Here is a 22351-nt window from a genome sequence, read left to right on the forward strand (position 1 = left end):
TAGTTGGAATAGACTATTTGGCAAGCGCCTTTTTGCGCCACAGCAAAAGGCGCAGACAATCAAGCGGTTATTCGATGAATTTGGTCACGTCGGAGAGGGTGATGGCGACCACGCCGTCCGCGGCGATGCGCCCGAGGCTGTATTTCTCGCTGGCGACAGCCTCGAGCTCGGGGCGCTCGGCCTCGAATTGCGCGCGCAGGTCCTCTTCCTCGGGGAGGTCGAAGTCGCCTTCCAGCGCGTCATCCGACACGAAAACGCGGATGGTCTGCAATTCCCCCGCCACCCGCATCGAAAAGGAGAAGCCGTTCTCCTCGCGCACGACCTCGGATTCGATATGTTCAAGCGGCATCGGCGCCCGCCTCCTGCTTCCGGTCACGGAAGAAATCCGCGAGACGCCGTTGTGTTCCGCGCCCCGCGCGAGAGCACGGCGGGCGGGCGGGCGCCCACGGCCGGGCAGTCTGGCCGATCAGGCGGGCTCTCTCACGCGGCATCCATCGCGCAGCGGTCCGAAACCGTCTCGGCCTCGGGTTTCAGGCCGATCCAGCGGCTCACGGCCACGGGGTCGAACCCCGATTCGCAATGGTCGCCAACTCTCATCAGGGGCCGTCGAATGAGGCCGGGATCGAGAATCAGCATCACGATCGCCTGCTGCGGATTCACGGCGTCGGGATCAACCTCGCCCGATTTCACCCGCGGCGAGGCGGCGTTGAACCACTCGCGCACCGGCTTTTCGCCAAAGAAGGGGCGAAGGCTCGATACGCTCCAGGCCTCGTGAAGCAGGTCATGAGCCTGAACCTGATGGCCGGAGGCGATCAGCAGGGCTTTCTGTCGGGCGTTGCTGGCGCAACCGGGCTTTTCGTAAAAGATGACGTTCGCCATGGGCATCGTCTCCTGAGCGGGCGATATGGCGTTTTCCGATCGCCCCACGGATTTTACCGCACGAACATCTTACCGAAGTCTTGTTGCGATGCGGCGCCCGAATGCAAAGCAAGCCGCTAGGCGCCTCGCTTCAATTTCACGCAATCTGCCTGATGACGCGCCGCCAGCCCGGGTCAACGCGCCAGCGCCCAGACGATGGAGACGCGTTCGCTCACATGCTGCGTGCCGGGACGCAACGGAACGGCGGTCGCGCCAAGGGCGGGAGCGGCGGCGAGCTGCGCATCGAAGGCGCGCCCCACGGGCGCCGGATAGTCCTGCGGGCGAATCTCGATGATCCGGCCGAGACGCAGGCCCGCGGCTTCCGCATAGGCCCGCGCGCGACGCTCGGCGTCCTTCACCGCCTTGGCGCGCAGGTCGTCGCGCCGGGCCTCGAGATCGATGTGGTCGTAATCGACCGCCTCCAGGCTATTGGCGCCCTTGTCGAGGACGCGGCCGACAATGTCGCCGGCTTTTTCGACCGGCGTGATCCGCACGGCGAGCCTGTTGGTGGCGCGGTAGGTCGTCGTCGTCCTGGGCTTGCCCTTGGCGTCCCGCTCCTCGGTGGAGACCGGCGCGAGCGACACCTGCTCCGTCTGCATGTCGGTTTCCGGGACGCCCATGGTCTTGAGTTCGTCAAGGATCGCCTGCACGGCGGTGGCGTTGTCGGAAGCGGCGGCGGCGGCGGTCGGCCGCTCGGTCACCACGCCGAAGCGCAAGGTCGCCCGGTCCGGCGCGACATCCGCGGAGGCCTCGCCCACGACGGCCACGTTGGGGACCGAATCCCTGAGCGACTCGGCGTGAGCGTGGCCGCAGAGCAGCAGGGCGGCGGCGAGAATCAGGCGTTTCATGGCGTCGTCCTCGAGAAGCGGCGCTTTGGCCGCAAAAGAGCCGGCTTGCGGTTCTAGACCCTGTTCTTAAGAAAAACTTGGCAAAGTTTTTCGATTGGATTCACTTCTGGCTGTCTGCGCGACGTTTTCGCCGAACTCATGGTTCCATGCGGCGGAAAAGCGCGCTAGTCCAGTTCAACCTTACAGGAACCGCGCGCGATTGTCCCGCGCCCCCGCGAACAGGCCTCATGCCCCTTCTTTACCATTACCCGCTCTGCCCGCATTCCCGCTTCGTCCGGCTGATCCTCGCTGAATATGGCGTCGAGGCCGAGTTGATCGAGGAGCGCCCGATGGATCGCCGTCCGGAGCTGCTCGCGCTCGACCCGGCGGGCCGCACCCCCGTCCTGATCGACGACGACGGCACGATCGTGCCGAGCGCCGTCATCGCCGACTATCTCGACGAGGTCTATGGCGCGTCGCGCGGGCCGCAGCGGCTGCTGCCCGCCGACATGCCGGCGCGCATCGAGACGCGGCGGCTGACGGACTGGTTCAACGTCAAATTCTTCGAGGAAGTGACCGGCTGGCTCGTCACCGAGAAGGTCTACAAGCGCTTCTCGCCGCAGGGCGGCGCGCCGGACATGGATCTGGTGCGGGTGGCGCGGGCCAATATCCGCCATCACATGCGCTATATCGGCTATCTCACCAGCCATCGGAACTGGCTTGCCGGCGACCGGCTCTCCTACGCCGATTTCGCCGCCGCCGCGCATCTCTCCTGCGCCGACTATCTCGGCGACGCGCCATGGGAAGAAGACGAGGCGACCAAGCACTGGTACCAGCGCGTGAAGTCGCGCCCCGCCTTCCGCCCGCTGCTCGCCGACCGCGCGCCGGGCATGACGCCGGGCCCCTTCTACGCGCTTCTCGATTTCTGAGACGCGCGGTCCCGCGCCGCGCGCTATAATGGGCGTCAAATGGATCTCGAAAACGCGATCCGCGCGCGCGCCCTGTCCCTCGGCTTCGACGCCTGCCGCTTCACGACCGCCGACGCCGCGCCGCACAGCGCCGCGCGGCTGCGGGCGTGGCTCGACATGGGCGCGCATGGCGATATGGGCTGGATGGCCGACGCCGCCGACCGCCGCGCGGCGCCGACGGCGCTCTGGCCCGAGACGAGAAGCGTCGTCATGCTCGGCCTCAACTACGGCCCCTCCGCGAACCCGCTGGAGGCGCTCGACAGACCGCAGGCCGGGGCGATTTCGGTCTATGCGCGACACCGCGACTATCACGACCTGATCAAGGGCCGGCTGAAGCAGCTTGCCGGCTTCATGCTGGCGCGCGCCGGCGGCGGCGAGGTCAAGGTCTTCGTGGACACCGCGCCCGTGATGGAAAAGCCGCTCGCCGAGGCGGCTGGACTCGGCTGGCAGGGCAAGCACACGAATCTCGTGTCGCGCGACTTCGGCTCCTGGCTCTTTCTCGGCGCGATCTTCACGACTCTCGCGCTCGTCCCGGATCGCCCGGAGCGCGACCATTGCGGTTCCTGCCGCGCCTGTCTCGACGTCTGCCCGACGCAGGCCTTCATCGGCCCCCGGCTGCTCGACGCGCGCCGCTGCGTCTCCTACCTCACCATCGAGAACAAGGGCCCCATCCCGCGCGCCTTCCGGCCAGCGATCGGCAATCGAATCTATGGCTGCGACGACTGCCTCGCCGTCTGCCCGTGGAACAAGTTCGCACAGGCCACGCGCGAGGCCAAGCTCGCGGCTCGGGACGATCTGGACAGTCCGCCGCTGGCCGAGCTCGCCCGGCTCGACGACGCCGGTTTCCGCGCCCTGTTCTCCGGCTCGCCGATCAAGCGCATCGGCCGCGCCCGCTTCCTGCGCAACGTTCTGATCGCGATTGGCAACAGCCGCGCTCCCGCGCTCGCGGCCGAGGCCGAGCGGCTGCTGCGCGACCCCGATCCGCTCATCCGCGGCGCCGCCGTCTGGGCGCTGGCGCGGCTCACGCCGGAACGTCTCGTTGCATTGCAAGGCGAAGCCGCCGCGGAAGCCGACGAGACGGTCCGTGAGGAATGGGCAAAAGAGACACACTCCCTGAAAAACTGACCCTTTTCCCCGATTCGTGCGCTGCAGCACATCTTGCCGTTTCCGAATCCGGGCTAATCTCTTTGTCAGGACTCTTTCTCATGGCCCTCCGGGCGCGATTGGCATGTTCACGTTTTCGAGACGACCCGCCGAAGACCCTTCCGAGGAGGCCGCCCGCCTCCTGCTGAGGCTTGGCGTCTTCATGCTCTTCGTGATCGCCCTCTCGGCGCCGATTCTCGCCCGGCAAACGGTCTATATCCTGTTGCCGGTGGGGGCCGCGCTGCTGCTGGCGGCCTCCGTTCTGTCCAGCAAGGACGGATCGGGCGGCTCGCTGCGGTCGCTGGCGCAGTCGCCGCCTGTCTGGGCCGCCCTGATGCTGGGGCTGTGGACGGGCGTGTCTCTCATGTGGACGCCCTTCGAGGGGCCGGGCGAGCGATTTGTCAAAGCCTCGCTGACCATGACGCTCGTCGCGGCGGCGGCCGGGCTGATGCCCCTGCGCACCAAGACCTCGAACCTCAATCTGCTGCCGATCGGCGTGGGCGTCGCCGTCGTGGCGCTCGTCGCGGTCACGCAGCTTCTCGCCCCGAAATATACGGCCGAGGATATTCTCGACGTTGGCCCGCTCGGCCGCGCCGGTCTCGGCCTCGCGCTGCTGGTCTGGCCCGCCATGGGCGCGCTCGCGGTGCGCAGCCGCTGGCGCTGGGCGGCGGCGCTGGGCCTCGCGACCCTCGTCGCCTGCGCGGTGGCCAATGCGCCGAACGCCTTGCCCGCGCTGCTCGGCGGAGCGCTGGTCTGCGCCGCCGCCTTCGGCCGTCCGCAAGCCGCGGCGCGGACGCTCGCCCTCCTGATGGCGGCGATCGTGCTGCTGGCGCCCCTCGCCGCTCTCGCCGCCCGTGGACTCTGGCCCGAACAGGCGCCGGACTTCTTCAAATATCTGACGCTCTGGGGCCATGTCATCGCCAATGACGGGCTGCGCACCCTCCTCGGCCACGGCTTTGGCGCCGCGACATGGGGCGTGCTGGGCGGCTATCTGCCCGCCGCGACCCCGCGTAGTCTCGTCTTCCAGATCTGGTTCGATCTCGGCGTCGTCGGCGCGGCGGCGCTTGCGCTGGCGCTCGCTCGCGCGGCTTTCGAGGTCGGCGCGGCGCGTCCGGCGCTCTCGCCCTTCCTGCTCGGCGGGCTCGGCGCCGCCTTCGTCATCTGCCTGCTCGGCCCCGCCGCCGAGCAGCTCTGGTGGTTGACGCTGGCGGGTCTCGACGCCATCGCTTTCGCTCTGGTCATGCGTGGCCAGTTTCGCAAACGTCGCCCGGTTGTGCCGATCGGGCCGGACTCCCCTGCGGAAGACCCCGCCTGAGAGAGATCACAGTGTCCGAATATCCCAGTCTCACCGCCGCCGTTGAGCCCCTCGCGCTCGGCGAGCCCGTCGTCGCCGCCGCCTGGCTCGCAGACACGCCCGCCTTCGCGCTGGCCGACGGGTCCGTGCGCCTCGGCGAGGTCCATGAGGATCGCCGCGCCGCAGCCCATCCCGACGCGGCCATCCTCGTCGCGGCGAGCGACGGACGCCGGCTCATCACCGGCGGCGACGACGGCCGGGTGGTGGCCACCGACGAGACGGGCGAAATGGAGACGCTCGCCGCCGAACAGGGCAAATGGATCGACGCCGTGGCGGCCCAGGAGGGAGCCGTGGCCTGGTCGGCGGGTCGCAACATCCGCGCGCGGTCCGCCAAGGGCGAGGTGAAATCGCTCGATCTGCCGTCGACCTGCCGGGGCCTCGCCTTCTTTCCGAAGGGCTATCGCCTCGCCGCCGCGCATTACAATGGCGCGACTCTGTGGTTTCCCAACGCCGGCAAGCCCGAGTCGCTCGCCTGGAGCGGCTCGCATATCGACGCCACCGTATCGCCCGACGGGCGGTTCCTCATCACCTCGATGCAGGAGAACACGCTGCACGGCTGGCGCATCGCCGACGCCAAGCACATGCGCATGGCCGGCTATCCCGGCAAGACTCGCAGTCTCTCCTGGTCCAGCGACGGCAAATGGCTCGCGACCTCGGGCGCCGACGCCTGCATCATCTGGCCGTTCTCGGGCAAGGACGGCCCGATGGGACAGAGCCCGCGTGAATGCGGCGTGCGCACCAATGTGCCGGTGACCCGCGTCGCCTTTCACCCGGCCGCGCTCGTGGTCTCCATCGGCTTCGACGATGGGTTGATCATGATCTCGCGGATCACGGACGGTTCCGAACTGCTGGTGCGCCGCCCCGCCGAAGACCCGAAGAACGCCAGAATCTCGGCGCTCGCCTGGGACAGGAAAGGCGCGCGGCTCCTGTTCGGGGCGGAAAATGGCGACGCCGGCCTGCTCACCCTGCCCCGGGGCTGACGCTCGGGAAAAAATACCCTTAACCATCATGGGCTTGAGAATTGGCTTGTCGCCAAAACGGCCTTATTGTGCGCGCCCGTACGAGTTCATTTCCCAAGAGGTAAGTGACATGAGCATCAGGAAACTTGTTCTGATTTCTGGTTTGATCGCTGGCGCGCTGGCCTTCGCCCAGGGGGCGCGCGCCCAGGACCCGATTTCGGCCGTTGGCGCGGGCCTCGAAAAGGCCGGCAAGGATGTCGGCGGCGCCGTCGAACATGTCGGCCAGGGCGCCGGCAAGGCGGTGACCGGCGTCCTCGACGAGGCGACCGGAAACAAGACCGTCGGAGTCAGCGCGCCGGCCGCCCCGGCCCCGACTCCCGCCCCGGTGGTCCACCATGACCACCATCATCACATCCATCATCATCACCACGTCCATCATCATCACCACTGACGATGGAATGCGGCGGGATCTTCGCTCCCGCCGCGCCGTCCCGCCGATCTGCGCGGGCGCTGGTTCCTTAACGAATTGACAATGTCTGCGCCCTAACGTGACGGCGCTCGGGTGGCAGAAACCCATCAATCCGGAGAGTGGGATGAACTGGATCACGCGCCTCTTTGACCTTTTGTCCTTCAAATTTGCGCCGGCCGCGGCCGTGATCATCGAACGGCGGCGGGATCAAAAGGACGAGGTGCTGGGCCTTCTTCAGGATTACTTCAAGGCCAGGGGCGGAATCGCCGAGGTCATGAAGCGATTCGAGCGCGCCGGCTATTCCGGCAAGGTTCGCTCATGGAGCGCCGCGGGTTCGGGCGCTTCGATCAATTCCGTCGAGGCGTTGCAGCTTCTCGGATGGAAAGACATGCGTGACTTGTCCGAAAAGGCGGCGATTCCGGTCGAGCGCATGCGCGATCTGGTCGCCGAGCTGCTGCCGGTCGCCGTGCGCAAGGCCTGCTCGCACAAGTAAGCGACAAGGGACGATGGCCGGCTTTGCGCCGGCCACGCCGTCTTTCGCGTCAGTGTTCGTGTCTGCGCCTGCGCGCATGTGAGCGATGACGATGTTCTCGCCGGCTGCGCCCGTCCTGTTCCGGCTCGACCGGCGGCGGGACGTGATCCGTGACGGAGCGGCTCTCCGCGCTCTCTTCGTCCTCTGACGGCCCGCCCCTCATAGAGAAAAAATAAATCAAGCCGCCGATCGGCCCGCCGATATAGGCCTGCGGCCCGTAGCCGAGAATATCCGCGCCCAGAACAATGCCCCAGCCGACAAACAGGGCGAAGCACATGTAGTACATGCCGTGTCGATCGACCGCCTGCGCCGCCCTGGCCCAGAAGGAGGGTTCGAGGGGTTGTGGCGAGACCAGCTCCGGCTGGCTGACGTCGGAACGCGACGCTGCGGCGGCGAGCGCCTCCTCCGCCTGCTCGACATAGACCATCCAATTGGCGCCATACTCCTCGATGCGCCCATCCGGGTCATGGCCATCAACGGCGCAGAGTTCACGCGCCTTCGCCACGACGTCCGGCGGGAGGCTCGCGAGCCAGCGCTGAAAAGCCTCCCAAGTCTCACGAGTCATTGTCATTGCGCGACGCCCCCCCCCGACTGCGGAGTAAGCCGGCTTTTTGAGCTTTTTCAGGCAGCGCTGTTTCGGTTTTACAACAAGCTCGATCAGAGCAATGAAGTGACACAGCAAGCGCCCGCTCTCCCGTCGTGATATGTGTCGGGCCAAGCCACAGGCGGCCAACGTCTTTGCATCTGCGGTCTTGCCGTCGCAAGCTCTTGTTGCAGGCAGGGACGCGTGCTGCGGGGAGGAACAGCAATGACGCTTGAGATTTCAAAACAGCTTGCGAAGGATCGCGTGTCGCTTTCCTTGACGGGGCGCCTCGACGCCAACACCTGCGCGCTGCTGGAGAAGGAGCTCGCGACAGCCGACGCGGACTGCGTGACGCTGGACCTGGGCGAATGCCAATATGTTTCAAGCGCGGGACTGCGCGTGCTTTTGCTCGCGCATCAGAAGCAGGCCGCGAGAGGCGGCTCTCTGAATATCTTGAATGTGACGCCGAATGTCCGCTCGGTTCTGGACGTGACCGGCCTCGGCGAAATCTTCCGATGGAAGCCGAAACCGCGCGAAATTTCACTGGAGTCCGCGGAACGGATTTCCGCCGGCGCCTTCGGCGACTGTTATCGCCTCGACCCAGAAACCGTCGTCAAGCTTTATCGCGAAGGCGTTGATCCGGTCGTCGCGGAAAGAGAAAAGCAATTCGCCCGCGCCGCGCTGATCCTCGGCGTCCCCACGGCGATTTCCTATGACGTCGTCGCCTGCGGCAACCGAACCGGCATCGTGTACGAGATGCTGGAAGCAGAGCTTTTCAGCTCGATCATCAGGAAGACGCCGGATGATATGGCGACTCACGCCCGTCAGCTGGCGGACATTGCAAAGACAATCCATCGCGCCACAGGCGACCCGGCCATGCTCCCGGATATGAAGACGCAGTTGCGCGCCTACATCGAGGAGATGGGGTTTTTCCTCAGCAGCGACGACATCCAGCTCCTGCAACGGCAATTGGAAAAAATTCCATCCGCCGAGACCTGCGTCCACTTCGACATCCACAGCAGCAACATCATGTTCAAGGGCGATCAACCCTTCATCATCGACATGGGAGATTTCTCGATTGGGAGTTATTTCTTCGACATCGGACTGATCGCGACAATCTACGACACGCCCGAATTCAACGTCTGCGAGCTCGCGACCGGATTGACGCCCGAGATGGGGCGCGAGCTGTTTGAAAAGTTCCTGCAAGCGTATTTCTCGGACAAGCCTGCGGAAGACTATCGGTTTTTTCAGGACAACCGCCACTTTCTGGCGTCCTTGAGAGCCATTTACACAATCACCGCCTTGCCCAAGATGCGCGACCAACTCGCCTTCGCCCTGAAGGAATTCATCCTCCCCAAAATCCGGCAGGAGACCTGACGCAGTCATCTTTGGCTTTGCTATTTGTTACGCCGTAACGAGAGCGCGCCTTCGGATCAAGTCGAGCAAAATCAGACCTGTGCGCGTGGTCGTCCACACGCAGCGAGAGCTCGTGCGGAAATGCTTGCCGGCGCCGCTCAAGACAGCCACAATCCCGGGTGATTGCACGCTCTCGTGCCGTCAATTTCATTGAAGACTGGGTGGGCAGATCCATGACAATAAGCACTCGTTCAGTAAAAGCCCGGCGCGCGGGCGCGGCGACTTTCTTCCTGTTGTCGCTTCTCTTCACCGGCGCAACCGGCTCCGCGCGAGCCTGGAGCGATGGTTACGATCCATACAAGCCAATCTTCACGCCGTTCGATCTCAAGAACTTTGAGACCAGCGATCAGCGATTCGCATTGAATTTTCGCAATCAGGCGGTCGGATACCAGCCATTTGTCACCACACGGGATACTGAAGTTCACATGGCCTTCTATTCGGGACCGGCCAAGACCTCGGACCCGGCTTCGGACAAATATAGAGGCAGCAACCGCGGCAAGGCCGTGCGGGTGGTCGAATCCATCAACCAGAAATCCAAGTTGAACTGGGGCTGTAACGCCAAGGACCCCAACGATCCGCAAACGCCGCAAGACACGCGCTGCGCTGTCTGGATCGAAGGCGCCACGACGACGAACCAGTATCCGCTCTTCGTCAGATTGCTCGAAGAGCACTGGTACGACCGCGCGTTCCCGAATTCGGACAAGTCGGTGACGATCTACGGCAAGAAATATCCCAATCTCTTCCCCTTGCCGGATGGCCTCAAAAGCGCGGATCAGATCTGGGGCAACGTCTCCACCCGCAATGTCGAGTCCATACGCGGCTTCTATCAGGCGACCGGGAAAAAGGTGCAGGTCTGGGCCCTCGTCCAGGGCGCGGGCCAGGATCGCATTTTCTACCAGTTCGAATATCCCGCCTTGCAGAAACTGGAAGAGGACAAGATCATCACGGTCCATTGCGCCATCGCCGATCTCGGCGTGCAGCCCGACTGGCAAAACGACGCGCATTGGAGCATCGGCCTCGGCTCGGCGGGCTGCAACAAGATCTCGGCGCCGCTGAGCGCGGCCGTGACGGGAGAGCCCATCACCGTCAACGAGCGCTGAGGAGCGCCGCTGGCTCTCTTGAAGTGGAAGCAACGCCGCGCGGAGGTTTCGCAGGGAACGTCCGCGCGGCCGGGGCTCATGCTCCCGGCCACAGAACGGCCCTTTCCCTCAGCTCATCGCATGCATCGCGAGGGCGTAGGCGATCCAGATGAAGCCAACGGAGGACACCACGAAGCTCAGCGCCGTATAGACCCGCCACAGCCGCTTGTCCCAGAAGTTGGGATCGAACGCCGCGATGGTGAAGACGGTGGGATTGGAGAAGCCGCCGATGGCGACGCACCAGCAGGCGATGACGGGAAGCTCCACGCCCGAGCCATAGAAACCCACGCCGAAGAGCGCCATGAGCGCATAGTCGACATGCGCCCGGATCATTGTCTTGTAGTCGATGACGAAGCGATCGACAGCGGCGATGGGGAACCATTTGGCGAAGGTCATCAGCCATGCGGTCGTGATCAGCGCGACAATGCAGGCGGCGGAGCCGATCAACAGGATTTTCATCTGCCTTCCTCTCTTCGATCGATAAGCGGTTCACTTGCGCGGGTTCTGGTTTGGATGCGCCGAACATTCTCTCGCCCGGTTCCGGGCAATTTGCCAGAGGGACTCCCGGCGTCTGCGTGACCTTCCAACAGGGGAATGAGCAGGCGACGCGCCGTGTTTCCTCACAGTTGCGCAATCACCTCGGACGGCGTCGCCGATTGCTGGGAGCGAAAAGGGCCAGCTCGGAAATGAAAATTCCGGCCCGAGCACAAAGCCCTACGGCGGCAAGCCGTCCATCATGACGTGGAGCTTTGATCAGCTTCCCTCGAGTTTCACCGGTCTGTAGACGCCTTGTTGGCGGAGCATGCGTCGCTCTCGGCGAACACACGGTGGCGGGGTCAACCCCGCCACGGATCAATACTTGCCGGGAGCTTTCGAGAGAAACTCATCCGAGCCCTTGAAATCCTCGAGAGTCCATCCGCGCGCGTCCATGACGGACTTCACCCATTGGGGAGGATATGGACCGCGTCCCGACCAGGTGTCTCCTGTCTCGGGGTTTGTGAACTTGGGAGTGAGCGGCGGTCGACCGCCTCCAGAGTCGCGGGAAAATTCCATCTCCGCGTCGGAGGCCGTGTTGGACAAGACGGGATGCTGATACGCCAGCATCCGACTCCCTCTTTCCGCGGGGTCTCGGCCGACTTTCCCGATCAAGTCGACGAGATCGATAAATTCGTCCGCCTGCCGGCGCAATTCATCTGCGACCATCACGGGGTGCGTGGAGACCGTCGAGATGACGGACACGCGCACGCCCTTCCGTTGGACAGCTTCGACCAGCGATCGGAAATCGCCATCACCGGAAAGCAGATACATTTGATCCATGTGATCCGCCATGCCAAGCGCGTCGACGGCGAGTTCGACATCGATCCTTCCCTTCACTTTGCGATGGCCCTGGGAGTCCACAAACTCCTTCGCCGCCTTGGTGACGACCGAGTAGCCGTTGTAATCGAGCCAGTCGATCAGCGGCCACAGCGAGACATATTCCTGCTCCTCAAGCAGCGCGGTGTAATAGAAGGCGCGTATCAGCCGCCCCTTGCCCTGGAACTCACGCAAGAGGCGTTTGTAATCGAGTTCAAATCCGAGCGCTTTCGCAGCTCCGTAGATATTCGCGCCATCAATGAATAGTGCAATACGCTCAAGCTCAGCCATTTCCCTGCTCTGTCTTGTCTATCGCAACGCAGCCACAGGGGCCGCCTCTGAGAAATCGGCGAGCCGCCGTCTGAGAGAATGCAACATTATACCACTTCTTGTAACAGACAAGAGAGCCTACCCAACGCATGAGGGCAGAGCGCCGGCATGAGCGCGTTCGCCTGACGCGGCGGCGCGCGCCTTGATTGCGACGAAACGAACCGCCACGCGATGCATTAAAATTTCGCAATGAAAGACAAAGTCTCAGACGGTCTCTGCCAGACATGTGAATTTCGATCCAAGCCGGGCCTTGTCTATCCGGAAAAACTGGGTCTTGCAGCATAGCGACGCCAATGCAACTGGCGCGCCGCATCGCCTTTACTTGATCCGATCGAATCCGTCAGGAGATCAGCATGAATATACCTGAAGTTACCGTCATAGCCATGGTCGCTTTCTTTGTGCCTGGATGTGTGATGGTCGTCGCGGGCGGCGTGGGGTTCATGCGCAGCAATCCCGTGCTCATGGAAAACAGGCATCGCCTGGCTCAGGCGATTGTGTTTTCCGCCGCCGCGTTCATGTTTGTCGCTGGCGTCGGCGTCCATTTCACCGGATCGAGCAACACGGCCTTTCTCAAGGGTCAGATGCAGCGCGCGTCTCAATGCGAACTCGCCAGCGAATCCGCCCATCCGGAAGCCCGAGGCGGCCGAAGCGGCGTGATTTCGCGACAGATTGTCGCCTGCATGCAGACCGCCGGCTACAAATGGAACGACCGGGCCGCGCAATGCCAAGACGCGCCCGTCCCGACAAACGGCTATTGTTACGAACCCAGCGCCTGGTTCGACCGGACAATCACGACAGCGCAACTCATGTTTGATTGAGCGCGACGCGCAGACAGGGACGCATTGCCTCGCGCGCCATCGCGAGGCAATGCCATATCATGAGCCGCCCGGGGCCGCTCTCCGCCTTCGGCCGCCCGCTCTTCTCGCGCCGCAGCACACATAAAGCTGGACCGTTTACCTTTTGTTAACCATTATCGACTCAAGAGCCGATTCGGCTTCCTGGTGGCGTGGCGTTGTTGCGTCTTGGAGTGAACTCGTTGCGTGGACCTTGCGGCTCCTTCGCGCGAAGGGGCCGCTTTTCCTCGGCTTCAGCTTGAGCTGGGATCAGCGCAAGATCAGATCATCGACCGGCAGGGATTCCCGGAGCGCGTGACGGCGCGGGACATCGGGGCGCGCCCACCCGCGAAAATGTCGCCGCACATCCGGCTCGAACAGGCGACACGGCCTCGATTTTTGAGGCAGAATAGGCCGTCCCGACCCTCAGCCGAAAGCAGCCATGGGCGCGTGCGTCGAAAATCTCTCGCTCGATCAGATCGAAGCTGGTCAAAGAATCGTGTTGCGCGCCTTTCGCGGCGACCATGAGCTTCGCAGCCGTCTCATGCTGCTTGGCCTTTTCGTCGGCGCGGCGGCCGATGTCATGCAGACACGGAAACGGGGCCCAACGCTGATCCGCGTGCGCAACACGCTTGTCGCCGTCGGTTATGAAGAAGCCAAAACCATTCTCGTGGACGTCTCGAGATGACTGGAAGCCAGGCCGTTTTGAAGATCGCGCTCGCGGGGCAGCCCAACGTCGGCAAATCCACCGTCTTCAACATGCTCACGGGCCTCAACCAGCATGTTGGCAACTGGCCGGGGAAGACGGTGGAGCGGAAAGAGGGGACGCTCCTCTTTCAGGGGCGCCGGATCGAGATCGTCGACCTGCCGGGCGCCTACGGCCTCACGGCAAGCTCTGAAGAAGAGCGGATCGCCCGTGATTACATCATTCAGGAAAAGCCGGACGTCGTCGTGCTTGTCGCCAACGCCGCCGCGCTCGACCGCAATCTCTATCTGCTCGCCGAATTGCTGACCCTGCCGGTTCCCGTAACGCTCGGCCTCAATATGATGGATGTCGCGGCGACCGAAGGCGTGGACATCATGCCGGTCGTTCTCGAAGCCAATCTGGGCCTGCCGGTCACGCCGGTCACCGCTGTCGCCAATGCGGGCGTTTCGGACCTGATTTCGGTCGCGGTGGCCCAGGCGGACGATCGCGCGCGCTTCCATCCCGCGCGCCCCGAACTGGGCGCGGGCCTCCGCCGTTCGGCGAACCGGCTGAGCAAGCAGATCGAAAAACATGTGCCGCGCCCCTACGAAGCCGGATGGGTCGCTCTGAAGCTGCTCGAGGGAGATGCGGAAGTGACCGCCCTGGCCCGACGGTGGACGCCCGAGCGAGACTGGCGGCAGGTCGAAACGCTTCTCGCCGAACAGGAGGATGCGGCACTCGACATCATTGGCGGCCGCTATCTCTGGGCGGACCGCATGGTGAAGGCGGCGGTGCGCAGACCGCCGCGCGGCGAGGCGAGCCTGACCGAGCGGATCGATCGTGTTGCGCTGCATCCAATCGGCGGCATGGCGATCCTCTTCCTGGCGCTGGGCGTGACCTTCGCCCTCACCTTCACGGTCGCCTGGCCGCTCCAGCGCATATTGGAGACCCAGGTGATCCTGCCGCTGAGGGAGTTTGCCGTCGCAGCGCTCGCAGGCGCGCCCCCTGCTCTCTCCCATTTCATCGCCGACGCCGTTCTGGGCGGCGCGGGGCTGGTCCTGACGTTCCTGCCGCTGCTTCTCGTGTTCTACGCGATCTTCGGCTTCCTCGAAGACACCGGCTATCTCGCCCGGGTGGCCTATCTCACCGACCGGTTCATGCAGAGGATCGGCCTGCACGGCAAAAGCTTTCTGCCATTTTGTCTGGGCTTCGGCTGCAACGTGCCGGCCATCATGGGCGCGCGGGTGATCGAATCGCCATCGGGACGCCTGCTCACCATTCTCCTGACGCCCCTCGTTCCCTGCAGCGCGCGTTTCGCGGTTCTGGCTTTTCTCGCGCCCGTGTTCTTCGGCGCAACCGCGATTTGGGCGTCTCTCGGCCTCGTCATGCTGAACATCGCCGTGCTGGCGCTCCTCGGCGCGGCGCTCAGCCATACGCTCTTCCGAAACGAACGCATGTCCTTCGTCATGGAGTTGCCGCTCTATCACGCGCCCAATCCACGAACCATCGGCCTGTTCATGTGGAGCCACACCTGGTCGTTCCTGCGCCGCGCGAGCACGATGATTCTCGCTGTCTCCACGGGCGTCTGGCTGCTGGCCTATTTTCCGGACGGCGTGATCCAAACGAGCTGGCTTGCGCAGCTTGGCCAGTTTCTGGAGCCTCTCGGCCGGCTTCTGGGATTCGACTGGCGCCTCACGGTTGCGCTGTTCACGAGCTTTGTCGCCAAGGAGAACGCCATTGCCACGCTCGGCGTGATCTACGGCGCCGATGGCGGCTCCCTGGCCGACGCCCTGTCGCATTCGGTGACGATCCCCGCCGGCCTTTCCTTTCTGGTGACGACCATGCTGTTCATCCCCTGCGCCGCGACCGTCTCGGCGATCCGGCAGGAGACCGGCAGCCGGGCCTGGACCCTGTTCAGCGTCGGCCTGCTGCTGCTCGTCGCAACGGCCGGCGGCGCCGTCTCCTATGCCGCCGCGGCCTGGCTTTTGTCCTGATATGCTCAGCGCAATTCTCAAATCAGCGGCCAAGCGCGGCACGGTGACGATAGGCGAGGTCGCGCGCGACCTTTCGATCGACGCCGGCCTTGCGGAGCGACTCTTTTTCGAACTTGAACGGCAGGGCTATCTCAAATCCGTCGGCGCGGCCTGCGGCGCATCCTGCGGCGCCTGCGCCGCATCGCAGGCCTGCGGCGCCATCAGGGGCCTGCGCCTCTGGACATTTACCGAAAAGGGCGCGACCGCCGCGCGGCGGCTGTCGGGGGGCGAGCCCGGCTGACGCGATCCGTCTCCAGGACAGACCATTGTCAGGCGGCGTGGTCACGCGTGATTGGCAGAACGATCCGTGCGTTCAATCCACCCGGCGCGAAACGCAGTTCCGCCTTTCCTCCAACGGAGCGCGCGCTCCGCTCGATCATGCCGGCCCCGAAGCCGAGACTGACCGGAGGTCTCACCGCGGGCCCGTTGGTTTCAATCCAGTCGAGCTTGATGTTGCGCCCGGACGCGTCGCCGACCGAGTCCCATGACAGATGCACAACGCCCTCCGGGATCGAGAGAGCCCCGTATTTGAGCGCGTTCGTCGTCAATTCATGCAGAATCATGCAGAGAGGGCGAACCTGCTCGGACTCGAGCCGAAGCGACGGGCCCGACGTAATCGCGATCTGATTCCGGTCGATCGAATCCAGGGCCTCGTCAACAAGAGCCGCGAGCTCGATCCCGGCCGCGCCCGATTGGTTGATCATATCCTTGGCCGAGAAAAAGGCTTCCAGCCGACCGAGAAAAGCGTCGCGATACTCTTGCGCTGATCGGCCCTCCACCTTGGTCTGGTAGGCGAGGGCATGCACGACGGCGGACAGATTTTGGATCCGATGACGGGTCTCCGCCAGCAGAATGTCGGTCTCGGCGCTGGCCTGGCGCGCATCCGTGACATCGCTGAAAACGACCAGCAGGCATGTGCTGTTATTGTCGGGATGCGCCAGTCGGCGCGCGCTGACAAGAACGGTGCGGGGCCCTATGGAGGGGAAGTCGTGGTTGACTTCGAAGCCGATCACCGCCTGGGCCCTCGGGATCACCTCTCCAAGGAGGCGTTGCAGCTCGGGTATGTCCCACTGCCCGTTTCCGAGAGCAAACAGCGAAAGGCCGAGCGTACTGTCTCGCTCGACCCTGAAATGCTCGAAAAATGCCGGGTTGGCGCTGATGACGCAGAGATTGTGATCGAGCACCACGAGCGGATCGTCCAGGGTGTCGACGATCCCTTGCGCCTGCACGTGGCTCGTGCGCAACAGGCGGTAGAGGTCTTCCAGGGTCACAACGGTCTCCGCGCGGATGATGTGCTCACCAAGGCCAGGATGGCCGCCTTCAGAACTGGAAATTAGGTCCACAGGTCGTCGCTGTGAAGTCCGCCGGGAAGCGGCCGCGACCTTTGCGCAATCGGAAAAGCGGCGTCTGACATCTTATGCCTGCGAGCATGGGTTTCGACAATCGCCGGCGGAAGCGGAACCTTTCCGGAGCTTGGGTGTTATCCTGCACATATTCGTTTTCGTTTTCACCGCAGGCCTTCGACCATGCCCCGTCTCACAAACTCCCTTTCAAGCCTCGCGCTCGTCTTCTTAAGCTCCCTGCCGGCAACGGCCCAGGAGTGGGGGTGCTACGACCCGCAGCCGGGTCATCCCACCGCCGCCGAACGCGCCAGCTATGTCGCGCACATCAGTCCCCTGGCGGTCGCCGCAGAGAAGAAATACGGCGTGCCGGCCGCCGCCCTGGCTGCGATGGCGATCGTCGAGTCCGGCTACGGATGGACGAGAACAGCTCTCAACGCCAATAATGTCTTTGGCTGGAAATACGTCTCCATTGCTTCATATCCACGGATGGGAAGGATACCCTGTCACGCTTTGCGATTATTCGGATATCGGCGTCACGGTGAAGACCTATATGCTCAACGCCGATCGCGCGAAGCAGGCGCGCTGGATCGTCACCGCATGTCATGACGCCCACGCCCCGAATATTAAAAAATGCGTGGATCACCTGGTCGGCGCGGTGCGCGTTGCGTCGAGCGGGGGCGTGTTTCCCGTCGCGGGCTACATCCCCGAGCCACAGGATGGCGGCGTCTGTTATGTCTTCCGTGATGGCGTCACGGTCTGGACGACCTTGCGGAAGCAATGGTTGAAGCCGAAAAACAACGCCTGCGGCGCCTCCAACGAGGAAGAGATGACGCAGCCGCTCTACAAGGCGTGGAAATTCGCGCGCATCGCGTCGACGACGCGCGCGGACTATACCGCGGCCGGCGGCGACCGACCCGTTGACGGACTGAAGTGGGTGGATGTCGTCCGCGCGCTCTATCAGAAGGCATGGAACGAAGACCGCAACGAATTGATTTCCGCGCGGGCGATCCAGGCGAAAAAAGACGGAGCCTTCTGATTTTCGCGTAGGGCGGCATCGTCGCTCGACCGGCGAAGCTTCCTGAGAGCTCGACGATATCCGACGCGCTTTGCAGTTGCGGCGCATGTTTCGACACCGGGAAAACCTGTGATTCCTTGGTGAGGCGTCCCGTTTGGATCAAGCCGTTTCTCGATGCGAGAACGCATCGCTTCCGTTTCATCATTCATCCAGCTGGGCGCGCGGCTGGCAGAAAAGGTGGGATATTTGTCCTTGCCGCAAATGGCCCCCGGAACCAAGATCGAGACATGGAGACGCATTGCTCACAACTGTCCCGCGCGGACCCTCACTTTCGCCGGATCGGGTTCCTGGTCTACCCGGACTTCCAGAGCCTTGATCTCAGCGGGCCCTTCGAGGCCTTCCATTGGGCAGACCTCGTCTTGGGCGTGCTTGGACGGGCAAGGGGGCCGAGCTACCAACCTCTCGTAATCGCCGAGGCCGCAGGGCCCGTGCGCACGATGTCCGGCTTGCAGATCATCGCAACCCAGAGCTATCACGAGATCAGAGACGGTCTCGACACTCTGGTTGTCATGGGCGGGACCGGCTGTGAGGCGGCGAGCCAGGACGCTCCGCTCGTGGCGTGGGTTCGCTCTGTCGCGCCGGCGACAAGGCGGCTGGTTTCAATTTGCTCGGGCGCTTTCATTCTTGCGGCCGCCGGGCTGCTGCATCGCAGGCGCGCAACCACGCATTGGATGTATGCGGACCGTCTTGCGAAGGACTATCCCTCGATCGACGTCGACGCGAGCCTGCTTTTTGTCCGCGACGGGAATGTTTACACCTCCGGCGGCATCACCGCCGGAATCGACCTCGCCCTGGCGCTGGTCGAGGAGGATCTCGGCACGGCGGCCATGCTGGGAGTCGCGCGACACCTCCTGGTTTTTCCAAGACGGCCGGGTGGACAATCGCAGTTCAGGGGCCACTCCAGCATCATCGAGAAAAGCCGGGTGCGGCCGAACATCAGCGAGTTGCAGGCCTGGATGCTGGCGCATCCGGAGGCCGACTTGAGCATTCCCGCTCTTGCGGAGCGCCTGACGATGAGCGAGCGGAGCTTCTCACGACTTTTTCGCAATGAGACAGGCCAGACTCCAGCTGAATTTGCCGAACGCATACGCGCCGACGCGGCGCGCCACAAGCTGGAGCAGACGAGCGCTGCAATCGAGACAATCGCGAATGAATGCGGCTTCGGGAACACCGAGCGCATGCGACGGACGTTTCAGCGTCTCTTCGAGATCAGCCCGGCTGATTACAGGGCGCGCTTTCGATCGATGATCGACGCCTGAGCCGCGCCCCAGCGCGCCTCGTCGCCCCGAGCCTTTTCCATCCAGACTCACCATGAAACATGGGAGAAACCCCGTGCGCATTCTCTTTTTGACTTCTGCCCATAATAGCCTCAGTCAGCGTCTTCTTGTGGAGCTCTCGGAGCGTGGCCACGAAATTGCCGTGGCCGTTTGCGGAAGCGGCCCGGAAATGGTCGAGGCGGTCGCCAGAGAAGCGCCGGAACTCATCCTGGCTCCGATGCTGAAGACCGCGATCCCCGCCGAAATCTACAACCGCCTTCTCTGTTTGATCGTGCATCCTGGCGTCAGGGGAGATCGCGGACCCTCGTCCCTCGACTGGGCCATCATGAACGACGAAAAAGCCTGGGGGGTGACGATCCTCGAAGCCTCGGAGGAATTTGACGCAGGCCCGATCTGGACCTCTCCTGAATTCGCGCTCGACTCCGAACCACCCCGCAAAAGCAGTCTCTATCGAGGCCCGGTGACGGAAGCGGCCTTGTGCGGCGTGCTCGAAGCGATCGCACGGCTCGAATCGGGTGAGCATCTGTCAGGACTCTGGCGCCCCGAGACGCTCTCCGAGGCAATGAACCATGCGCGCGGCCGACTGCGGCCTCCCATGAAGCAAGCCGATCGTGCAATCGACTGGTCGCATGACACATCGGCCGCGATCATTCGCAAAATACGCGCCGCCGACAGCGCGCCCGGCGTGTTGAGCAGCCTGCTCGGCGTTGATTGCTTTCTTTACGGCGCTCATGAGGAGGAGAGGCTCAAAGGATCGCCCGGTCAGATTGTCGCCAGGCGCGACGACGCCATCTGCGTGGGAACCGTCGATGGCGCTGTCTGGATTTCTCATCTGAAGATGAAGAGCAGCGCCGAAATGAAGGACGCCATCTGCCGCATGGCTCAAACAGGATTGGGCTGCGGGCCATGCGCCGAAGCGTTTTGCGCCGCCGCCGGGATCAAATTGCCTGCGGCGCAGGTCTTGGGTCCCTTGCTGCACGGCGTGGCTGATCGGCCCTTGCCAATCGACGCGCCGGTCGACCACCGCACCTTCCGGGAGATCGTCTATCGTGAAGAAGAGGGCGTGGGCTATCTCACATTCGATTTCTATAACGGCGCCATGAGCGCCGACCAGTGCCAGCGGTTGCGCGACGCCTTCCTGTACGCCCGATCGCGCCCGACCAAAGTCATCGCTTTGCTGGGCGGTCGCGACTTCTGGTCGAACGGCATCCATCTGAACGCCATTGAAGCCAGCGCCGATCCAGCGATGGAATCATGGCGGAACATCAACGCAATGAACGACCTGGTTCACGAGGTCATCAACACGATGTCGCAGATCGTCATCGCCGGCCTGCGTGGAAATGCCGGCGCGGGCGGCGCAATCCTTGCCCTGGCGGCGGATCATGTCTTTGCGAGGCCCAGCGTCATTCTCAACCCGCACTACCGTGGCATGGGCGAGCTTTACGGTTCCGAATACTGGACCTATCTCCTCCCCAAGCGCGTGGGGCGGGAAATGGCTCTGGAACTGACCCAATCCTGCCAGCCCCTCGGCGCGCAGACGGCCAAAAGAATTGGCTTCCTCGACGACATATTTGGCGAAGACGTCGAGACATTCGAACAGGAGCTGGCGCAGCGCGCGGCGGCGCTCGCGCGCGATCCTTCCTATGTTACGACCATCGTGGAAAAGTTGAAGCGGCGACTGGAGGACGAGTTCACCAAGCCGCTCGCCGATCATCGCGCGGAAGAGCTTGCCAGAATGCGGGTGAATTTCTTTGGGCCAAACCCCGCCTATCACGAAGCCCGTCGCCGCTTCGTCTTCAAGGGCGCCCCGCCCGCTCGACCTTCATCCCATCCGACGCCCGCTCTCCAGAGCAGGGCTGAAGGCTCTGCCGCGAAAGCGCAGTCAGCGACGGATCAAAGGCGGCGCAGGCCTGCTATCGCGTCTCCAAGCTTCATGCAGGGCGCCCTCAGGCGAGTCTTTGCAAGGCTCAACGCCGCTTTCGCAAAGTAAGGCGGGCGACCCAAAGCCCGCTTGCCGGAGCTCGTACTGTCGGGCCGCGTCGGAGCCGTTCCGTGGCGGCCCCTGCGCGCCCGTCGTTGTGTGAATGCAAAAGAATGACGCGCCCCCGACCAGACCTGTCAGCAGCCTCACGGTCGCGTTCACGCTAAGTCCTGCGCCTCGGAACAAGGTGGAGAAATCTCGCGAGGCGCCGCTCGGTCAGGAACGCAAGGCTGAACAACTGAACGATGTTTTCCGCTTCGATGAGCTCCAGGCCGATGCTCGCCGGAACCAGTTCCTTTCGTGTCCCGAAGATGATGTCCCAGATGGAGAGCACGATGCCGTAATTGCTGTCATGCTCCTCTCGCAACGTGGAATGGTGGGCGCGATGCAGGTGAGGCGTGATGATCAGATAGGAGAGCAGCCTCTCTCCCGGAAACGTGAAATTCCCATGATGGAACAGAACAAAAAACATGCGCACCACTTCACACACGACAACGATGTTTGCGGGGACGCCAAAGAGAACGACGCAGAAGCATTTCACCAGAACCTCGAGAAACTGATCCAGAACGTGGAATCGAATGCCCGTCGTCACATGATAGCTCTTGTCGCTGTGGTGGATTTTGTGAAACCGCCAGAGGAACTCGTATTTGTGCCCCAGGTAGTGCCAGACATAGACCGCAAAATCGAACAGAATGAAGCTGAGGAGCCATTTGGCAGGGCCATCGGACATCCTGCCGAGGAGGCCGAAGCCTGCGTAATTGGAGGCGACGATCAGGAGGCTTGAAATCGAGAAGATGCTCATAATCAAATTATTGAGCAGGAATGCGCCGGTGTTGGTCGCAAAAGATTTCTTCAACTCCTCTTTCGGCACGGGCATATAGGGAAACTTTTTTTCAATGACGAGGAGGACAGCGAACAGCAAAACCGCTGCGCCGAACAGATAGCCTTCAATTCCAGACGTCATCGCACTCTCCCCAAAGCGCATTCACTCATCCGGGTCCGATCGGGTCCCGCCAATTGTCCCAGGCGGCCGACGCCCCCCGCCCGGGCAGCCGACGCGGCGGATTCGGCTGAACAATGGCCAGGATTGACCGTTACAAGCTGTTATTGCCCTGATATATGATCCCATAGAC

24 protein-coding genes and 2 pseudogenes are annotated in these 22351 nt (G+C 63.3%); 16 read left to right on the forward strand and 10 right to left on the reverse strand.

What is annotated here, in order from left to right; translation table 11 throughout:
* Window positions 1-67: 67 nt before the first annotated feature.
* The 3 genes from ACR652_RS09010 to ACR652_RS09020 all read right to left on the reverse strand — a co-directional run bounded on the left by ACR652_RS09010 (window position 68) and on the right by ACR652_RS09020 (window position 1766).
* Window positions 68-349: a DUF1488 family protein gene (locus tag ACR652_RS09010; RefSeq protein ID WP_434506175.1), complete on the reverse strand. Its 282-nt coding sequence runs from the start codon at window positions 347-349 to the stop codon at window positions 68-70.
* A gap of 131 nt (window positions 350-480) precedes the next feature.
* Window positions 481-879 (reverse strand): ArsC/Spx/MgsR family protein, encoded by a 399-nt coding sequence (locus ACR652_RS09015; RefSeq protein ID WP_434506176.1) that lies wholly within the window; start codon window positions 877-879, stop codon window positions 481-483.
* 173 nt (window positions 880-1052) lie between these two features.
* Entirely contained in the window at window positions 1053-1766 is a 714-nt protein-coding gene (locus tag ACR652_RS09020; protein WP_434506177.1) for an SIMPL domain-containing protein, read from the reverse strand.
* 227 nt (window positions 1767-1993) lie between these two features.
* On the opposite strand from ACR652_RS09020, the gene ACR652_RS09025 reads away from it, so the two are divergent.
* From ACR652_RS09025 to ACR652_RS09050, 6 genes are all read left to right on the forward strand, one after another.
* A complete protein-coding gene (locus ACR652_RS09025; protein WP_434506178.1) occupies window positions 1994-2674 on the forward strand; it encodes a glutathione S-transferase family protein in 681 nt (226 codons plus the stop codon).
* Window positions 2675-2713: 39 nt separating this feature from the next.
* Window positions 2714-3838, forward strand: coding sequence for a tRNA epoxyqueuosine(34) reductase QueG (gene queG / locus ACR652_RS09030; RefSeq protein ID WP_434506179.1), 1125 nt, complete (start codon window positions 2714-2716; stop codon window positions 3836-3838).
* A 103-nt stretch (window positions 3839-3941) separates the two neighbouring features.
* Entirely contained in the window at window positions 3942-5171 is a 1230-nt protein-coding gene (locus ACR652_RS09035; RefSeq protein ID WP_434506180.1) for a hypothetical protein, read from the forward strand.
* Between the two features lie 5 nt (window positions 5172-5176).
* Window positions 5177-6190, forward strand: a complete 1014-nt coding sequence (locus tag ACR652_RS09040; RefSeq protein ID WP_434506300.1) for a WD40 repeat domain-containing protein — start codon at window positions 5177-5179, stop codon at window positions 6188-6190.
* Window positions 6191-6299: 109 nt separating this feature from the next.
* Window positions 6300-6620 (forward strand): hypothetical protein, encoded by a 321-nt coding sequence (locus tag ACR652_RS09045; protein ID WP_434506181.1) that lies wholly within the window; start codon window positions 6300-6302, stop codon window positions 6618-6620.
* A gap of 142 nt (window positions 6621-6762) precedes the next feature.
* Window positions 6763-7131: a YidB family protein gene (locus ACR652_RS09050; RefSeq protein ID WP_434506182.1), complete on the forward strand. Its 369-nt coding sequence runs from the start codon at window positions 6763-6765 to the stop codon at window positions 7129-7131.
* Between the two features lie 49 nt (window positions 7132-7180).
* Here ACR652_RS09050 and ACR652_RS09055 read toward each other — a convergent pair whose 3' ends face one another.
* Window positions 7181-7735 (reverse strand): hypothetical protein, encoded by a 555-nt coding sequence (locus ACR652_RS09055; RefSeq protein ID WP_434506183.1) that lies wholly within the window; start codon window positions 7733-7735, stop codon window positions 7181-7183.
* Between the two features lie 243 nt (window positions 7736-7978).
* Here ACR652_RS09055 and ACR652_RS09060 point away from each other — a divergent pair, with 243 nt between their 5' ends.
* Window positions 7979-9130, forward strand: coding sequence for an STAS domain-containing protein (locus ACR652_RS09060; protein WP_434506184.1), 1152 nt, complete (start codon window positions 7979-7981; stop codon window positions 9128-9130).
* Between the two features lie 230 nt (window positions 9131-9360).
* Here the strand turns inward: ACR652_RS09060 and ACR652_RS09065 are convergent, their stop codons facing one another.
* On the reverse strand, window positions 9361-9594 hold the full coding sequence (locus tag ACR652_RS09065) for a hypothetical protein (protein ID WP_434506185.1): 234 nt from the start codon (window positions 9592-9594) through the stop codon (window positions 9361-9363).
* Between ACR652_RS09065 and ACR652_RS09070 the strand changes: the two genes are divergently transcribed.
* Complete coding sequence (locus tag ACR652_RS09070; RefSeq protein WP_434506186.1) at window positions 9595-10269, forward strand: hypothetical protein; 675 nt, start codon at window positions 9595-9597, stop codon at window positions 10267-10269.
* 108 nt (window positions 10270-10377) lie between these two features.
* On the opposite strand, the gene ACR652_RS09075 is transcribed toward ACR652_RS09070, so the two are convergent.
* The 3 genes and pseudogenes from ACR652_RS09075 to ACR652_RS09085 form a co-directional block, all read right to left on the reverse strand.
* Window positions 10378-10767: a hypothetical protein gene (locus tag ACR652_RS09075; protein ID WP_434506187.1), complete on the reverse strand. Its 390-nt coding sequence runs from the start codon at window positions 10765-10767 to the stop codon at window positions 10378-10380.
* Between the two features lie 393 nt (window positions 10768-11160).
* Window positions 11161-11412 carry an H-NS family nucleoid-associated regulatory protein gene (locus ACR652_RS09080; RefSeq protein ID WP_434506301.1) on the reverse strand — a complete coding sequence of 84 codons (252 nt, stop codon included), beginning with the start codon at window positions 11410-11412 and terminating at the stop codon, window positions 11161-11163.
* Window positions 11398-11952: pseudogene (locus ACR652_RS09085) on the reverse strand (NYN domain-containing protein); the annotation flags it as partial. The gene ACR652_RS09080 and the pseudogene ACR652_RS09085, both read right to left, overlap by 15 nt.
* A gap of 392 nt (window positions 11953-12344) precedes the next feature.
* Between ACR652_RS09085 and ACR652_RS09090 the strand changes: the two are divergent.
* The 4 genes from ACR652_RS09090 (at window position 12345) to ACR652_RS09105 (ending at window position 15783) form a co-directional block, all read left to right on the forward strand.
* A complete protein-coding gene (locus tag ACR652_RS09090; RefSeq protein WP_434506188.1) occupies window positions 12345-12809 on the forward strand; it encodes a hypothetical protein in 465 nt (154 codons plus the stop codon).
* Window positions 12810-13266: 457 nt separating this feature from the next.
* On the forward strand, window positions 13267-13512 hold the full coding sequence (locus ACR652_RS09095; protein WP_434506189.1) for a FeoA family protein: 246 nt from the start codon (window positions 13267-13269) through the stop codon (window positions 13510-13512).
* On the forward strand, window positions 13509-15503 hold the full coding sequence (gene feoB, locus ACR652_RS09100) for a ferrous iron transport protein B (RefSeq protein ID WP_434506190.1): 1995 nt from the start codon (window positions 13509-13511) through the stop codon (window positions 15501-15503). The genes ACR652_RS09095 and feoB overlap by 4 nt, the downstream gene beginning before the upstream one ends.
* A gap of 1 nt (window position 15504) precedes the next feature.
* Window positions 15505-15783, forward strand: coding sequence for a hypothetical protein (locus tag ACR652_RS09105; protein WP_434506191.1), 279 nt, complete (start codon window positions 15505-15507; stop codon window positions 15781-15783).
* Between the two features lie 28 nt (window positions 15784-15811).
* On the opposite strand, the gene ACR652_RS09110 is transcribed toward ACR652_RS09105, so the two are convergent.
* A complete protein-coding gene (locus ACR652_RS09110; RefSeq protein WP_434506192.1) occupies window positions 15812-16813 on the reverse strand; it encodes an HWE histidine kinase domain-containing protein in 1002 nt (333 codons plus the stop codon).
* 255 nt (window positions 16814-17068) lie between these two features.
* On the opposite strand from ACR652_RS09110, the pseudogene ACR652_RS09115 reads away from it, so the two are divergent.
* The 4 genes and pseudogenes from ACR652_RS09115 to ACR652_RS09130 form a co-directional block, all read left to right on the forward strand.
* Window positions 17069-17332, forward strand: a pseudogene (locus ACR652_RS09115) (hypothetical protein); the annotation flags it as partial.
* A 22-nt stretch (window positions 17333-17354) separates the two neighbouring features.
* Window positions 17355-17921 (forward strand): hypothetical protein, encoded by a 567-nt coding sequence (locus ACR652_RS09120; RefSeq protein ID WP_434506304.1) that lies wholly within the window; start codon window positions 17355-17357, stop codon window positions 17919-17921.
* A 266-nt stretch (window positions 17922-18187) separates the two neighbouring features.
* Entirely contained in the window at window positions 18188-19219 is a 1032-nt protein-coding gene (locus ACR652_RS09125; RefSeq protein WP_434506193.1) for a GlxA family transcriptional regulator, read from the forward strand.
* 160 nt (window positions 19220-19379) lie between these two features.
* Window positions 19380-21227 carry an enoyl-CoA hydratase-related protein gene (locus ACR652_RS09130; RefSeq protein ID WP_434506194.1) on the forward strand — a complete coding sequence of 616 codons (1848 nt, stop codon included), beginning with the start codon at window positions 19380-19382 and terminating at the stop codon, window positions 21225-21227.
* Window positions 21228-21381: 154 nt separating this feature from the next.
* Here the strand turns inward: ACR652_RS09130 and ACR652_RS09135 are convergent, their stop codons facing one another.
* Window positions 21382-22182, reverse strand: a complete 801-nt coding sequence (locus ACR652_RS09135) for a sterol desaturase family protein (RefSeq protein WP_434506195.1) — start codon at window positions 22180-22182, stop codon at window positions 21382-21384.
* Window positions 22183-22351: the final 169 nt, after the last annotated feature.

The sequence above is a fragment of the Methylocystis sp. genome, assembly GCF_051061225.1.
Classification (GTDB): Bacteria; Pseudomonadota; Alphaproteobacteria; order Rhizobiales; family Beijerinckiaceae; genus Methylocystis.

Coding starts and splice junctions, on each gene's coding strand:
- ACR652_RS09080 (WP_434506301.1), bottom strand. CDS start 11,412: ATGCTGGCGTATCAGCATCCCGTCTTGTCCAACACGGCCTCCGACGCG.
- queG (WP_434506179.1), top strand. CDS start 2,714: ATGGATCTCGAAAACGCGATCCGCGCGCGCGCCCTGTCCCTCGGCTTC.
- ACR652_RS09105 (WP_434506191.1), top strand. CDS start 15,505: ATGCTCAGCGCAATTCTCAAATCAGCGGCCAAGCGCGGCACGGTGACG.
- ACR652_RS09045 (WP_434506181.1), top strand. CDS start 6,300: ATGAGCATCAGGAAACTTGTTCTGATTTCTGGTTTGATCGCTGGCGCG.
- ACR652_RS09015 (WP_434506176.1), bottom strand. CDS start 879: ATGGCGAACGTCATCTTTTACGAAAAGCCCGGTTGCGCCAGCAACGCC.
- ACR652_RS09060 (WP_434506184.1), top strand. CDS start 7,979: ATGACGCTTGAGATTTCAAAACAGCTTGCGAAGGATCGCGTGTCGCTT.
- ACR652_RS09055 (WP_434506183.1), bottom strand. CDS start 7,735: ATGACTCGTGAGACTTGGGAGGCTTTTCAGCGCTGGCTCGCGAGCCTC.
- ACR652_RS09090 (WP_434506188.1), top strand. CDS start 12,345: ATGAATATACCTGAAGTTACCGTCATAGCCATGGTCGCTTTCTTTGTG.
- ACR652_RS09035 (WP_434506180.1), top strand. CDS start 3,942: ATGTTCACGTTTTCGAGACGACCCGCCGAAGACCCTTCCGAGGAGGCC.
- ACR652_RS09135 (WP_434506195.1), bottom strand. CDS start 22,182: ATGACGTCTGGAATTGAAGGCTATCTGTTCGGCGCAGCGGTTTTGCTG.
- ACR652_RS09125 (WP_434506193.1), top strand. CDS start 18,188: ATGGAGACGCATTGCTCACAACTGTCCCGCGCGGACCCTCACTTTCGC.
- ACR652_RS09050 (WP_434506182.1), top strand. CDS start 6,763: ATGAACTGGATCACGCGCCTCTTTGACCTTTTGTCCTTCAAATTTGCG.
- ACR652_RS09095 (WP_434506189.1), top strand. CDS start 13,267: ATGGGCGCGTGCGTCGAAAATCTCTCGCTCGATCAGATCGAAGCTGGT.
- ACR652_RS09070 (WP_434506186.1), top strand. CDS start 9,595: ATGGCCTTCTATTCGGGACCGGCCAAGACCTCGGACCCGGCTTCGGAC.
- ACR652_RS09075 (WP_434506187.1), bottom strand. CDS start 10,767: ATGAAAATCCTGTTGATCGGCTCCGCCGCCTGCATTGTCGCGCTGATC.
- ACR652_RS09025 (WP_434506178.1), top strand. CDS start 1,994: ATGCCCCTTCTTTACCATTACCCGCTCTGCCCGCATTCCCGCTTCGTC.
- ACR652_RS09010 (WP_434506175.1), bottom strand. CDS start 349: ATGCCGCTTGAACATATCGAATCCGAGGTCGTGCGCGAGGAGAACGGC.
- ACR652_RS09020 (WP_434506177.1), bottom strand. CDS start 1,766: ATGAAACGCCTGATTCTCGCCGCCGCCCTGCTGCTCTGCGGCCACGCT.
- feoB (WP_434506190.1), top strand. CDS start 13,509: ATGACTGGAAGCCAGGCCGTTTTGAAGATCGCGCTCGCGGGGCAGCCC.